This is a genomic window from Vibrio sp. MACH09 (assembly GCF_033238805.1).
Classification (GTDB): Bacteria; Pseudomonadota; Gammaproteobacteria; order Enterobacterales; family Vibrionaceae; genus Vibrio.
The window spans coordinates 81,709-96,314 of the sequence record NZ_BSFZ01000003.1; the positions used below are offsets into that span (position 1 = coordinate 81,709).

Below are 14,606 nucleotides of genomic sequence, written 5' to 3' on the forward strand. Positions count from 1 at the left end.
ACTCAATGAATATGGGTAGTGAGAAGTGTTACGAAATGATGCTGTAATCCTCCCCAAAAAGAATGTTAAATTCCATATCGATTATTTTTTAAACATCATTCTGAGTTCTTCAATCCTATCATCAGGTTCATCGCAAAGAAGTTGTAACTCTAGATTTCTGTGCAACTCTTCCCACTCAGAATTATTCAAAGATCTACTAATAGCATCAATATCATCCTTTTCACTGAATAGAACAAAATCAACAGTATAGAAATCACTGCCCTCTTCTCCCCATACGCTTTCAACGTATATTTTTTCTCCTTCATTAGTAACATAAATATCCCCATCAAAAGGCATTTCAAGGCAACCTCTTAGTTTGGGAGCCTCATACATACACTCTATCCTAGATATATTCTCTTCAAACTCTAGCGCGACATCAATAGCCAGCTTATATCCGTGTAACCCATGCATTTCGATAAAGTCATACGCCTTCTCTAATAATGAACGCTCAAAAAAATCAATATGTATCACATCCGGAGCGTTATAGATGAAGACAATATGTTCCAATAAAGCAGATACAAAATCTAAAGGATCAAATTGAAAACCATGTTTATTTTCCTGATCTAGGAAGTAAGAAACCCAGAACTCTTTATCTACGTTGTGATGATCTGGTATATCTTTGAAATCGGGTCTTCCTGCTAGCAAACCAAGAGATTCGCTACGAATTGTTTTAACTTGAGTAAATTCAGAGAAAACATACTCTTTAGCTTCAGATAACTCTGAAAAGGAAGCTAACGGCAACATATCTCTTATTGTTACTACCATCCAATGTTTTCCAGAGAAATCCATTTCGTCTTGTTCAGCAAAATTTAACCTATTATTCATAGCCTTACATATCTCATCATATATTGGAAAGATATATGCAGGTATTTCAGTATCTGAATGCCTTTCATTTAAAAACTTGACTTCTTCACAACCAATTCGTTCATTAGGACAGGCAATCCAGTAATTCACGGGCAGACAAAATGCTGTAGGGTCATTTCTACCGACAGGCCCCCACAATCTATGAAAAAGGTTACCAGCCCTTTTAGCTTGATAATTCTGTTGATGTTGTTTCGTCGCTTTTGCCTTTTTGGCCTTTTTTATCTTTTGCTGACGCTTTTGTTTCTTATTTTGTTTAGCCATTATTCTCTCACTTATGAACAATATAAAGTAAACGCCCCATGAACCCACGGGGCGATATTGTTAGTGTTTGAAGTTCCAAGGCAGGAGCGCATCGATATCTGGCTCTGCTTTCGCCAGCTCTTTCATGCACTTGACCATGTAGTCATAGAGGATAAGTCCATTCGCTTTCGCTGTCTCGACGATACTGTAAAGCATCGCGCTCGCGTTAGCACCATTTGGTGTGTTCGAGAACAACCAGTTCTTCCTGCCAATGACCAACGGTTTTATTGCGCGTTCAGCACGGTTATTGTCTATCGATAAGTGACCGTCATCGATATAGCGGATGAGCTTCGGCCATTGGCCGAGCGTGTATTTTATCGCTTTACCCAGTGGGCTAGACTCTATGACTTGTTGGTGAGTCATCCATTCGTAAAGCTCATCCAGTATCGGCTTGGCATACGTTTGACGCTCTGCTTTTCGTTTCTCGGCCGAGGCTCCTTTTAAACGTGATTCTATTCCGTAGAGTTTTTGGATTTTAGCCAGTGCCTTGTCAGCTTTACCTGATTTCCCTTTACCTTGCAGCTTTTTAGCGTCCATGAACTTGCGCCGGGCATGAGCGAGACAGCCTACATTCGTCACTTGATGAAGACCATCATAAGCCGCATAACCATCCGTTTGCAGATAACCATTATAGTCATCTAAGAAGGTCAGCGGGCACGCCCTCGCGCGGCTGTTTTGGTAGTCGTACAAGGCGATGTTTTTCACATTCGGCAACGCCGCTTCTGGCGAGTCAGCACCCGAGCAGTAGAGCCACATGTAACACTGCTTATCTTCTTTGAGGACATTGAGCGGCGTTTCATCCGCCTGAACCACCACTTGTTGAAGTAAGTGCTCTTTTAGGGCGGCATAGAGTGGTTTGAACTTCTCACTCACTTGGATAACCCACCTTGCCATAGTGGTGCGTGACAGTTCGATACCCGACTGGGTAAACAGCGACTCTTGGCGATACAGTGGCATCGCGTATTGGTATTTGCCAAGGATGATATTGGCCAGCAAGCTTTCTGTCGCGAAGCTTTTAGGGATAATGCTTTGCGGCGCTGGCTTTTGAACGATGCGGCTGTTGTCTTCAGTTTGCTCGCACTGACGACAAGCATACTTAGGACGAACATATTCCAGCACTTTGAGTACGGCGGGTGTGAACTCTAGCTTTTCACTGCGGTCTTCACCGATTTTATGCAGACTATGCTTGCAGCAAGCGCACTGTTTTTCATGGTCGTCTAAATCGAGTTCGATAACCTCACAAGGCAAGGTCTTTGGAAGAGGCTTACGCTTACCGCGTTTCTTCGTTGTGGTGGTCGTCACCTCAACCTCTTCTTCCTTAGCGGCTTCACATTCCACTTCGTTGAAGAAGTCACCTTGAGATTCATCGTAAGGTTTTAACGCCTCCGAGCGTTTGGCGAACTGGCGGTCGAAGGCAAGCTTGAGCTGTTCAAGTAGCGATTGTCGCTCTTGTTTCAATCGGCTTTCTGACGCCATCAGCGCTTTCACCATCGCTTGTAGCTCGGCAACATCTTGACTTTCTGGGTTGATATTTGGCGTCTTTTTCATGGCATTTATTATACTAAAATCATGCCGTTAACGCTTGGTGGATAAGGCTTTATTATCGTTTAAGTCATTGTAAAATCGTTTATTCGAACGGGTTTGTGGCCGATAATCGTGAAGCCAGAAAGCAGTCTATCAAGCTCAAATTGACTCAGGATAAACACCTCATTTTTCTCTTTTGTAGGCCACTTATACTTGGCTTTTTCGAGGCGCTTGTACCAAAGCGCAAAGCCTGTTTTATCCCAGTACAACACTTTGATTTTATCGCGCTGTTTATTGGTGAACAGGAACAGTGCGCCGCTTCCCAAGGGCAAGTCGGTGTTACTTTCGATAATTGCCGCAAGGCCATTGATGGACTTTCTAAAATCGACACTTTCACGATAGAGATAAATCTCTGGGGCGCTGAGCATGCGTTTCATGATAGCGCCCCGATGAGCTCTGCGAGATAGGCCGCTGGCGTACCTTGTGGAATACGCAGCTCAACATCATTGACGAGCAGTGTCATATTAGCCGTTGCTATTTGAGATTGATACTTGGTTGTCTTCTCGATGATTTCAGCTTTAACGAAGTGTTGAGAAACCTCAATTTTGTTGAGTTGCTGTCGCTTGGCATAAAACGTCGAAGGGTTGATCTCCTTGAGCTTGCAAAAGGCTAGTATTGACAACGAACTTGATTCAGATTGCTCGATAAGCGTTTGCCATTCTTGGTTAGTGCGTCGCTTTCCCATTTCAAATCTCCTCATAGTTGGAGGCTTGATCTTATTATTCGTGATGAGCGATTAGAATGCGGGGTTTATGACGCGCTTACAATATAAACGAAGAACCACTATTTAATAAGTTAGGTAAGATGGGTGAACCAAAACAAAAAATAATTGACAAGGCTGGTCATAAAATAAACTAATGTTTCCTGTAAGGGATCACCCAAATCCTTAGTTATTAGCCGAATTAATTAACCTTTTAACCTAGCTTTTATACTGGTCAATTTTAAAGCAGTGTGTTTGATGTTAGGTACTTAGATATTGAAACTCAATGAGTATGAATAGAGAGAAATGTTACAAAATGATACTGACTAGAATCGTTTATATTAATACAATGGAGAGTTGATACCAAATAAATCGGAACGGTTATTTTAGCAAGACTCTGAAACCGTGGCCAATTTTTCTAGACCACTACAATGCCAATGTATGAGCCGCAACCTGTGTGAGAAATGATTACATGTGGTACTTTTACTTAGATTCCAGGATTTACTTCGGCAGGAAACTCCTCTGTATCGATACGATAAGACAAATAGTCCAAATGAAATCTAGTCATACCCTCCAATGTCGCCATGCTAATCTGTTTTTTTTCTTTAACGATAGCATGGGTGACATTAATACCTGCCTCTTTAAGGATATCCTTATAACGGTCTACCCTATCCTGAGCAATTTTAGCATCACCATCATTAGTCAGCGCACCTAATAATTGCACATCATAACGCTCATCTTCAACAAGCTCACGATTTGGGTTGAGGCGAATGTAAATCCCATATAGATGATCATTAGACTGTTTCGCTGCTTTCTTTAGCTTGCTCTCAGAACGTTTTAAAAGGTCATTAAACGACGTTGGCAACGCGGGTCTATCATAATGTTCTCCCAGCCAATTCCTATAACTTCTTTCTTCTTGAATACCCCAAAAGATACCATCAAGATAGTCAATATCAACCAGATTTTCTTTCGGAGTAAATACTTTCTCCAATATGTTAATTCTGATTGAAAGCTCTTGCAGTTCATCTTCCCGAACTTGGGTTACGTGAGTATCAAGGACTCTAGGATGGGCGTTGTAACTCTTTTGAGGATCTCTAACTTCGATGACTCTCGCAATAAGCAACTGTACCGATGGAACCTCATCTCTCGCTATATCACAGGACTGAGAGGCAACGACAAGCACAAAGTTATCATCTACTAGCCCAGCCTTATTGACATCAATGCACGTGGTATTTCCATGATCCAATAAAACAACCGCTTGCTCCTTTGGAATAATGCAGCCTTGCAACCAGCCTTTAGCTTCTAAAGTACTTCCAAAGTTCATATCACCTACCTACGCAAAGGGGTCGTCGATCACATCAATATCATTAGTCAACATTAAACCAGAACCGAAGTACAAGACGTCATCAGTATCAACATACTCTTGTTGCAACTTATTCAAGATTTGATTCTTTTCTTCAATATCCAATGTGGCGATATCTGGGTAACCGTTACTTAACCACTCTCTCAAAAGATTATGCTGTTCCACCAAACGTAACAATTTTGTTTTGTTTGGTTTTGTATTGCCCTGTTGCCAATTATGAAGTGTTTTACGAGTTGTTTTTAAAATACTCGCTAATTCTTCATCTGCTAATCCAAGGCTGCTTTTTAACTCGCTCAACCGTTTGACTAATAGATTCTGTTGAGGCGACTCTGTCAAAGCGTCTGCCGTACTAACTTCAACAAGAACATCGTGGAAATCTGTCTGAGCATAGGTCCAATACTGATGCTGTCCTGAACGATAATTGATAAGATCAAAAATCTCCATAGCGTTAGGACGCTGGTACGTACTATGCGCTGCTGATTGAACAGCGTGCTGACCCGAAACTGCTAAGCTTTGGATTTTACTTACGTCATAATCAGCGTATGCGTGATCTGCTACAACCATATTTCATTCCTTGCGTACGGAGTTGTTGCATTCCAAAATGCTTCTCTCGAAGCCTCATGTAAACCAGACAACGTTTCTAGAATATTATCAACTTCAAAGTCTATCGGGTTATTTGAATCTTGCCAGAAGTGATCAAAGTCTAAAATAAGCCTCAATTTAGCGGTTTCATCTGTTTTGCCTTTCAAGCCGATTGAAACGAGATCTTCAGGCAGAACATTTGGTGTAACTGTCTGAACAGTTCTTATCACTAGGTGTGTTGTTCCTGTTGCAATTAAGTATTCTTGACGCTTAAAGCCTTTTTGACCGATATTGTTAAATGTGTCATCAAACAACAATTGAGGAACGACTAGCCCTGATAATCCAGCATCTCCCCCATCTAACGATGTAATGTTATCGCAATAACGCAGACCTACCCTAGTGTAAATCGATGGATTAACAATATTTTTCAAGACCTCTACTACTTGCTGAACATCTGCCTGAAACCCATCAAACCGATCGTACTTAGTCGTTGCATAAACGACTCTATTCTGATCAATGTCAACAACTCGTTGACCATCTTTGGACGTAAATAGCCATCTTTCTATGTTTGAAAAGTCTACTTGGTCATTATTAACGTTCACCGCTTTATCAACTACAGTGTTGAAGTTCGGAAAATCTCCACGAAGTTGATCGTGTAGTTCAGGGATGTATTTCTTTACATTTAGAATTGGTGAGTATCTCACCTCTACGAGAACAAGTTCTAACGGGTGATTGTTCAACTTTTTATAATCTGACATGTTGATACGCCTTTCTGGACTCTTTAAATCAATTATTACACAGTAAATTACACATTACTCGTATTTTTATCCGACATTAGATTTTGATCATAGTTCCACAAAACCACCAACCTTATGGAAGCACCCATTGGGAATAAAAGGCGGGAAGTAGGACTATTTATTCTGGAGCAATGGTATGGTTAAACTCGGATTTTAAGAGAAATCGTTTCAAATATGTCTAGTGCGGTTAATCTCTAATGAAGCTCAGAAACGAGAAAACCCACACATAAATGCATGGGTTCTCGTACTTCGTGTGTCTACAAGTGGGGGCAGATGCCCACGAATCTCGTAACTAACGATATAAGGGTAGGAAAAAATGACGTATTCGTCAATTGATTGAACTTACGTTACCTGCTAATGGAGGATATAGCCCGCGTAAAGAGCTAATTAGCGTAAGACAACGTCAAACAACAACAGGCAAAGTGATTCCAGAGCTAAAATTTGTGTTTTGGCAGAAGATGGTGTCAAAAGGTCGTTAAATTAACAAGTTATAGAACTTCGTAATTCACCTTTGTTTAGGATTATTAATATCAGAGCTTTATCTAAAAAAGCCAATGCTTGGGGGTCAGTTCAAACTCTGGCTTTTTTTAGTTATAGATTTCCGGCTTTAACTGTGAACATCAGCTTAATTAAAAGCTCATTTTTTCACCCTGTGTAGGGAAGATAAAATTAATACCTAGATTGTTAGCCCCATCCAACTGAGCTTTGATGATCTCTTTTGGATTCTCACCTTTCTTCAAGCTGTATTTTATGTGGCTTACGACTATATCAAGGTCTTGAAGGCTGCCTTTGCCACTGAGTTCTTCGAGCTTGCTAAGTTCTTTCATTAACCAGCTAGGAGTTAAGTGGCCAAATAAGAATTTATCTGGAGTGCTGTTAGTAAACGACACTTCAATCACCATTCCTTTCAGCTTATCTTCTTTGACATATGGCGCTAAAGTCTGCCAAACCTTATGCAGTGCTGAACCTTTCTCAATCAAATCAGGTCCCGTATCACCAAAATAGATAAACACTTCATCTTCTTTATTTCTCAACAAAAAAGCCGTTGAACGACCACCTGAATGTTTCAGTGGTAATGCTTTAACTTGTAGTGATGTGTTGTCAACAGAAACCCATTGATCTTCAGGTAGGTTTACATAGTTGTATTTATTCAACTTATAACCAGTGCCATCGTTACCAAAGTTTGGCCATGCTGACCAGTTAAAGTAATTATCCATCAACGCTTTATTGGTCGCTTCAAGCCCGTAAATCGGCTTGTTTGAGTCATCCGGTGACGAAATTATTAAGCCTGAAACATGATCTAGGTGGGCGTGACTGATGAAGTAGCCTTTTATTTTTTCTCGCAGTAGGTAACCTACCTTGGTGTAAGGTGACTCTCCTGGCACGGTTACATTGTCGAAAGTTCCTTTGGTATTGGCGACGATAAGACCGTTGATAACCGATCCTGCATCTAACAGCACATAATTACTGTCTTGTTCACCTTTAAGCATGAAAGAGGTGAGGTTACCATCTTGGATACCTCCTTTACTTCCTAAAGTAACTACTTCGAAGCTTTGTGCAAATACACTGCTACAGAGCATTGATGAAATGACTAAGGTTAAACTTTTTTTCCACATGATGATTCTAACTCCCGAGAAAGTGAATACTCAATTTAATGTAAACATTAACTAATTTACCCTATTACCATGATCATGAGGCAACGTTCTAGGTGATATAGAAGATTACAACAAGAAAAAACCGACATAATATTGTTCAATATCTATTCAAGTAGATGTAAAAAACCTAACTTCGATTAGGATGTTAACCGTTACGATGCTCAGCAATTTACGCTGCTCAACATTCATCGATTCAGATATGGCTAAAAAAAAGAGTGCCGTGAAGGAACAGCACTCGGGATAACAATTAAAAGCAATGTAAACTTTTAAGTTTCAACACGTTAATGTTATTACACTCTGTTTTGCTAATAAATCATATTTCCGATGTGGAACAGTCTTGTTCGATGCACTTCAACATTATTTTAATATTTTGCAGAGTAGAAACAGAAAAAGTAATTATCGATCGCAATATACAAGAATCCCGATTTCGCCATTGACACTTATCCCCTGCCCCATATATCCTAAAACTGTTCAATCGTTGTACACTCACGTAAAACAGTGTAAAGCACACGAGGCTTCTCTTAAATGGCTTTCTGAAACGTGTCGCGACTTATCAAAGATAAGTAGAAAGCGCTCTTAACATCTCTCACCTACGGTGTGAATCAACTGGCTCAACAGCTTTGCTGTGGACCACCTACCCTATAGGGAATAATTTCCTATGGGGAGATTGTTCCCTTTTTTATTTGGAACAGTCTTATGGATAATTTCCCTACTCCCATTTTAGGCCAATTTGTCGCATCCAGTCCGATCGATGAAGATATGTTCATGGATGTTACTAATGCAGCCAAAAATGCAGGTTTTAACTTTTCTTACACAGGGCTAACGCAAAACGTCTGGTTCGCTGTCATTGATGTCGCAGACACTGCCATTACGCTTTCTCAAGAAGCTCAAACTCATCAGCTTCTTAAACTCGCTTGGCGCGCCGCTCGCAAAGTTCCAACCCAATCACAGGTTAGTTTTACTGTGACAAAACCTCCGGTGCATAGCTGTATCTATGTCAACCAACCACTCAGCTTATTAGCCAGTATCGAAATAAATACCAAAGGGCATCCCATACTGATCATTTCAACAGAAAAGGAGAGGTATTGTGATTAATATGACATTTACTCCATTTTCTCGAACAGAAAAATATCAGTATGCAACTGACTGGCGATCAGTCACCCTTGATAACACATTAGAAACACGTGTGGTTATCTATTCTAGTACTCCATTAAGTGAAATAGTTACAACCATTCACTCTAGTGACCTTAATCAGCTTCGTAAAAAAGGAGTCGTTCTTAGTAACGAGTTTCGGACTAAAGAGCGTTGACCATTATTTACCCATGAGGGCATCCTTCATGGGTGCCCTTTTCTACAGAGGCATTACCTATGCAGTATAAATCTACTTATGGCCAAGGTACCTTTAAAAAACTTAAAGACACCTCAGGTCAGTACTACCAATTAACAAAACCCATTACACCAGACGAGCTTTTAGATGTTGCGAGAGAAATTGCCAATGACAGTCTAAACTGTGGCATAGCACTTACTTCATCAACGAAAACAAAGCTCACTTTAGCCACCTTAATACGTGATATTGAGCGAGAGGTATTTGGAGTACTTTTTCTAAATAACCAAAACCAATTGATCAAATTTGAGGTGTTATTCTATGGCACGGTTAATTCCGCAAGCGTTTATCCAAGAGAAGTGATCAAGCGAGCTTTAATTTGGAATGCCTCTGCCGTGATGTTTTGTCATAACCACCCAAGTGGAAGCTCTGTACCAAGTGAAGCGGATAAACGCATCACTAGACACTTATCCGAGGCACTTGCCTTAATTGACATACAAGTACTGGATCATTTCGTGATCGGCAATGACACATATTCATTCGCTGAACACGGTTTAATCTAACACACAAGATTCAATTTACTTATCTACCGGAAGGTATTCCGGTAGGGATGCCTTCTATTTAATTTTTGACTAGGAGGCCAATATGGTCCAGATACCCGGAACCTTATCCATAAAAAAAATCACCGGTCGGTATGGTGATTTTAATGTTGCCACACTTGATTGTACGTTAGGCAAATTTTCTATACGCGATGCCATGCTTGATGAATACAACGAAGGTACTTATCAGGGAACTTTTGGCGTAAATCGCATATTTTCTGGCAGCTACCAAGCCAGTAACCGCTTTGTCATTGAAACTCGCGCGGAGCTAGGTGCAATTTGGCTCGATGATTATCAGGAAGGTGAAATACCACCCTCTGAACCATTGGAAGCCGATCCACTGGCAGAAGAGCGAAAAGCTCAAGAAGCTTTAAAAGCAAAACACTTAGAATCAAATATAGACCGACAACCTATGGTGTCAAATGATGACCAACAGCTATCAGAGCTATTTGGTGAACTCTGGCCGTTAGGTTCAAAAGTAGGTGACATTGTTAAACTTAACCCTGAAGTTGGACGCGAGAAAATGGGGCATCAATTAACGTATCTTAAACGTCGGATTGGTGACAAGCGAGTCTGGAAGTTTGAGCCTATCGCTCAACATTGGATACGTCTTCGCGCAGATAAGGAGGTTTGAGTATGGCAGTCATGCACCCTCGCGTCGCTCATAATTACCTCAAAAATGGTTACTACCCAACCGACGAAGAAACATTAAGACGTCTCGCCCATATTTTAGAATTTAAGTCAGGCGAACACTGTCTACTTGATCCTTGTTGTGGCGAAGGCTCTGCCCTCAATCAATTGGTAAATGAGAGTAATATCGAACCTGACGCCATTTTAGACACTTATGGTATAGAGCTTGATGCCGAACGAGCAAAAAAAGCTTCCGGAGTATTAAATCATGTACTTAAAAGCAACACGTTTGATACGGTTGTTGGTGCGAGAAGTCAAAGTTTATTATTTCTCAACCCCCCTTACGGTGACATTGTTACCGACCAAATAGAGAAGCAGGACAAAGGTCTCTCTCGATTAGAAATACAATTTCTACGTCGAGTTTTTCCAACATTAAAGCGAAAAGGTGTGTTGGTACTGGTCGTTCCCTACCCTTCTCTTACAAAACCTTTTACTCATTACCTAAGTACTCATCTAGAAGGAGTATCGGTTTATCAAGCAGAAACCAACCGTTTTAAGCAGGTGGTCATTATTGGCTACAAAACTAATATGACAGGCGAGGTACATCGCATAGAGCGCGAAAAAACCGCTAACCTCTTATATAACACTGGAAAGGGAGAACATATTCCGAGCCGCATCATGATGCAGACTTTGTATCAGGTAACGCCTATATCCCCTACTCCATTTCGTTTTGAAACGGTCACTCCAGACAAAGCCCTTCTGGAAGCAACTTTTCAGTTGCATTCTGGTCTATGGCCATCGTTTTCCATGAGCTTTGAACAGGACAAACGACAGTGGGTTCCTCAGCCGCTTCGACGATTATCTTCATGGCATTTATCGTTATCATTGGCGGCTGGCCAAATCTCTGGATTGGTGATCAGTAATGATGGAAAACAAAAACTACTCGTTAAAGGCGGAACCCAAAAGATACAACGAACTCAAGTCAATGTGGATGAGCATCAAGTCGTAACAACCAAAATTGACCAGTTCGTTCCACTAATAAGAGCCATTAACGTCACCTCTGGTGAGCAGTATGGCAGCATCGTCATCATAAAATAGTGATTGACACTCCCTGATGGGCACACGACCCATCAGGGCCGGTGTGCCCTTTTTTATATAAGGAACCACCAATGAACTTAATCCAACTTGAAACCGGCTTATACCTAGACGCATTTGCCATAGATCCCAATAACCACGTTCAGTTCTTATCGTTATGGGGACGTGATGGCGTGATGCAGCATTTCTTTGCCACCCTCACTCTTCCTATTGCGGAAGGGGGACGTAAAGTGATGACCGTCAAAACTCCAGATGGTGATGTTGTTTTTGATTTTAGTCGAATAAAAACGCTAACTAAGCGTACAACTCGATTACCTAAGTTCACCCCTGTCGGCGAATGGGTACATACCTGGTTATACGATGACCGTTTACTAAAGTGTGAAGCCCAACAAACGACATTATTAAGTCGCACTCCATTAGATTGGGATGCGTTATGGCCAACAATAAAACAATTGTGCCATTTACCCCTCCTTGAAGACTGGAAAGAGGCATTACATGCCATGTTAATGCCTTACATTCATGCTTTACCTTCTTGGGGTATATACGCCTACCATATTCATCTTCCAATAGAAGAAATTGAATCCATAATTTCTAACGCATTATCTTGCCAGATACTGACACTCAAAAACGTAGGAGGTGACATATGAGTGTAGTACAACAAGATATGACTTCTTTATCAGAAGAAGAGAAAAAGTCCGTAGAGTCCAATGTACTGTCACTCAATGATTTTATCGATCGTTTTGGGGAAGGCCTTTTGGACAATATAGAGGCGGCATATCCTCCTCGTTACCAAAAGCCGGCTCAGTCTCGTATCAATGTGATGCAGTCACTTAAGCGAGTTCCCTTTGAAGCTCAGGCTAACGCGGTACAAGCTATCTCTTCTTTACTGATTGATGAACAGGCACCTGCAGGTATTATCAATGGAGAAATGGGGACAGGTAAAACCATCATGGGTATAGCGGCAACAGCCATTGCGTATACCGAGGGAAAAGCAAAACGTTTTTTAGTGCTGTCACCTCCGCATTTGGTTTATAAATGGCGACGTGAAATTCTTGATACTGTCGATAATGCGCAAGTTTGGGTACTTAATGGCCCAGATACGTTGTTGTCTCTCATTCAATTAAGAGAGCAAACAAAGCCTCATCATGGTCCAGAGTATTTCATACTAGGTCGAGTTCGGATGCGAATGGGCTATCACTGGAAACCCGCATTCAAAACCAAGCGAATAAAAATAGAGGTTGGGCATGATGGACTCAAAGCACAAACGGCAACGGTAGAATACGCAACCTGCCCAGATTGCTTCAAGTTAATCACAGATGAAAATGGAGAAGGGTACTCGCCTTCACATTTTCCAACCGAGCGGCAGCTCAAGTGTGAACATTGTCAATCGTCTCTATGGACATTGAGACGTCAACGTCAAGAGAGCAAACTAAGCGATACGATAAAGCGCGCTCTAAAAACGTTACCGACCATTGGGGAAGTAACCGCAAATAAATTGGTGACCAATTTTGGACAAAGTTACTTAGCTAAGTCATTAACAGACAACATTTATGAATTAGTTAATCTACTCAATAGCGACGGAGAGTTTTTCTTCAACGACAGACAGGCTGAGCGTATCGAAAGAAAGTTGGCCAAAACTCAATTTGCCTTTGGGCAAGGAGACTACCAAGCAAGTGAGTTTATCAAACAATACTTCCCTAAAGGCTTTTTTGATTGGTTACTCATTGATGAAGCACACGAATATAAAAACGCGGGGGCGGCTCAAGGGCAAGCGATGCAGGTTCTTGCGGGGTGTGTCAAACAATGCTTATTGCTCACCGGCACATTGATGGGCGGTTATGCCGAAGATTTGTTTTATCTCTTATGGAGAACCATGCCCTCAATTATGATGGCTGACGGATATCGCTACCACAGAGGTAAACTTGGCAGTGCCGCACTGGCCTTTTCACAAGAGCACGGCATCATTAAAGAAGTGATGAAAGTGACCGATGAGGCTAACCACCGCACCGCCAAAGGCAAAAACTTGCGAGTCAGTCAAACTCGCGCTCCAGGTTTTGGTCCACTCGGTGTGGCAAAGTACGTTTTACCTTATACGGTGTTCGTTAAACTGCAAGATATGGGCGAGGGGATATTACCCGATTATCAGGAGCATTTTATCGATGTTCACATGAGTGAAGAAATGCAAACGCATTACGACGCTATGGAACAAGACTTAATGGAAAGATTGCGAAAAGCGTTGATTATTGGTGACCAAACCCTACTGGGTGTTGTCATGAACGCCCTTTTAGCTTGGCCTGATTGTGCGTTTCGAAAAGAGGTGGTCACACACCCTCGCACTCACGAAACGCTGGCTTATATTCCTCCATTGTTTGATGAACAAACACCCACACCTAAAGAGCAACAGCTTATTGATAAGGTGAAGAGCAACAAGCAGTGTAACAGACGTACGCTTGTTTATACGGTGTACACCGGCAAACGAGATACGACATCGAGACTGAAAGCCTTATTGGCAGCTGAAGGTCTAAAATGTGCCGTACTGCGAGCCCGTGTAAAAACCGAGGACAGGGAAGATTGGATTTTGGAGCAAGTCGATAGAGGCATTGATGTTCTTATCACCAACCCTGAACTGGTTAAAACTGGATTGGATCTCTTAGAGTTCCCGTCCATAGTGTTCACCAACACGGGCTACAATGTCTATACGCTGATGCAAGCGGCAAGACGTAGCTGGCGAATAGGGCAACGCGACGATGTAGACGTGACATTTTTGGGCTATCAAGGTAGCGCGCAAATGACGTGCTTGGAATTGATGGCGAAGAAAATAGCCGTCACCCAATCGACCTCTGGCGATATGCCAGAAAATGGACTCGACGTCTTAAACAGTGATGGTGACAGTGTAGAAGTAGCATTAGCTAAGTCTTTGCTACAACAAACTCAACGCTAAACTCATCGCGACTCACTCAACCAGACATCTGCTACCTAGTTGAACTCAGATGTGGTCCACCTATTAATGATTAAGATATTTATATGGAGCAATAGTTAATAATTACTAACGGAGGTATAGAAGACAAATTACA

15 protein-coding genes are annotated in these 14,606 nt (G+C 41.5%); 7 read left to right on the top strand and 8 right to left on the bottom strand.

Annotation, left to right across the window (positions count from 1 at the left end; translation table 11 throughout):
• Positions 1-81: 81 nt before the first annotated feature.
• The 8 genes from CHJ_RS23475 to CHJ_RS23510 form a co-directional block, all read right to left on the bottom strand.
• Entirely contained in the window at positions 82-1,164 is a 1,083-nt protein-coding gene (locus tag CHJ_RS23475) for a hypothetical protein (protein WP_317919313.1), read from the bottom strand.
• 60 nt (positions 1,165-1,224) lie between these two features.
• Positions 1,225-2,751 carry an IS66 family transposase gene (tnpC, locus tag CHJ_RS23480; protein WP_317918908.1) on the bottom strand — a complete coding sequence of 509 codons (1,527 nt, stop codon included), beginning with the start codon at positions 2,749-2,751 and terminating at the stop codon, positions 1,225-1,227.
• 59 nt (positions 2,752-2,810) lie between these two features.
• Positions 2,811-3,164 carry an IS66 family insertion sequence element accessory protein TnpB gene (tnpB, locus tag CHJ_RS23485; protein WP_317918907.1) on the bottom strand — a complete coding sequence of 118 codons (354 nt, stop codon included), beginning with the start codon at positions 3,162-3,164 and terminating at the stop codon, positions 2,811-2,813.
• A complete protein-coding gene (gene tnpA, locus CHJ_RS23490; protein WP_317918906.1) occupies positions 3,161-3,472 on the bottom strand; it encodes an IS66 family insertion sequence element accessory protein TnpA in 312 nt (103 codons plus the stop codon). Before tnpA ends, tnpB begins: the two co-directional genes overlap by 4 nt.
• Before the next feature lie 502 nt (positions 3,473-3,974).
• Positions 3,975-4,811 (bottom strand): hypothetical protein, encoded by an 837-nt coding sequence (locus CHJ_RS23495; RefSeq protein WP_317919314.1) that lies wholly within the window; start codon positions 4,809-4,811, stop codon positions 3,975-3,977.
• Positions 4,812-4,820: 9 nt separating this feature from the next.
• Positions 4,821-5,414, bottom strand: a complete 594-nt coding sequence (locus CHJ_RS23500) for a helix-turn-helix transcriptional regulator (protein WP_317919315.1) — start codon at positions 5,412-5,414, stop codon at positions 4,821-4,823.
• On the bottom strand, positions 5,405-6,190 hold the full coding sequence (locus CHJ_RS23505; RefSeq protein ID WP_317919316.1) for a TIGR04255 family protein: 786 nt from the start codon (positions 6,188-6,190) through the stop codon (positions 5,405-5,407). The genes CHJ_RS23500 and CHJ_RS23505 overlap by 10 nt, the downstream gene beginning before the upstream one ends.
• Before the next feature lie 668 nt (positions 6,191-6,858).
• The gene (locus CHJ_RS23510) at positions 6,859-7,845 is read right to left on the bottom strand and encodes an MBL fold metallo-hydrolase (RefSeq protein WP_317919317.1); all 987 of its coding nucleotides are present in this window, start codon (positions 7,843-7,845) and stop codon (positions 6,859-6,861) included.
• 735 nt (positions 7,846-8,580) lie between these two features.
• On the opposite strand from CHJ_RS23510, the gene CHJ_RS23515 reads away from it, so the two are divergent.
• From CHJ_RS23515 to CHJ_RS23545, 7 genes are all read left to right on the top strand, one after another.
• Positions 8,581-8,979 carry a hypothetical protein gene (locus tag CHJ_RS23515; RefSeq protein WP_317919318.1) on the top strand — a complete coding sequence of 133 codons (399 nt, stop codon included), beginning with the start codon at positions 8,581-8,583 and terminating at the stop codon, positions 8,977-8,979.
• Positions 8,972-9,193, top strand: a complete 222-nt coding sequence (locus CHJ_RS23520; protein WP_411861594.1) for a hypothetical protein — start codon at positions 8,972-8,974, stop codon at positions 9,191-9,193. The genes CHJ_RS23515 and CHJ_RS23520 overlap by 8 nt, the downstream gene beginning before the upstream one ends.
• A gap of 59 nt (positions 9,194-9,252) precedes the next feature.
• The gene (locus CHJ_RS23525) at positions 9,253-9,771 is read left to right on the top strand and encodes a JAB domain-containing protein (protein WP_317919319.1); all 519 of its coding nucleotides are present in this window, start codon (positions 9,253-9,255) and stop codon (positions 9,769-9,771) included.
• Positions 9,772-9,853: 82 nt separating this feature from the next.
• The gene (locus tag CHJ_RS23530; protein ID WP_317919320.1) at positions 9,854-10,441 is read left to right on the top strand and encodes a DUF3275 family protein; all 588 of its coding nucleotides are present in this window, start codon (positions 9,854-9,856) and stop codon (positions 10,439-10,441) included.
• Between the two features lie 2 nt (positions 10,442-10,443).
• Positions 10,444-11,535 carry a DUF6094 domain-containing protein gene (locus tag CHJ_RS23535; RefSeq protein WP_317919321.1) on the top strand — a complete coding sequence of 364 codons (1,092 nt, stop codon included), beginning with the start codon at positions 10,444-10,446 and terminating at the stop codon, positions 11,533-11,535.
• A 71-nt stretch (positions 11,536-11,606) separates the two neighbouring features.
• On the top strand, positions 11,607-12,179 hold the full coding sequence (locus CHJ_RS23540) for a hypothetical protein (protein WP_317919322.1): 573 nt from the start codon (positions 11,607-11,609) through the stop codon (positions 12,177-12,179).
• Positions 12,176-14,473, top strand: coding sequence for a DEAD/DEAH box helicase family protein (locus CHJ_RS23545; protein WP_317919323.1), 2,298 nt, complete (start codon positions 12,176-12,178; stop codon positions 14,471-14,473). The genes CHJ_RS23540 and CHJ_RS23545 overlap by 4 nt, the downstream gene beginning before the upstream one ends.
• Positions 14,474-14,606 lie beyond the last annotated feature (133 nt).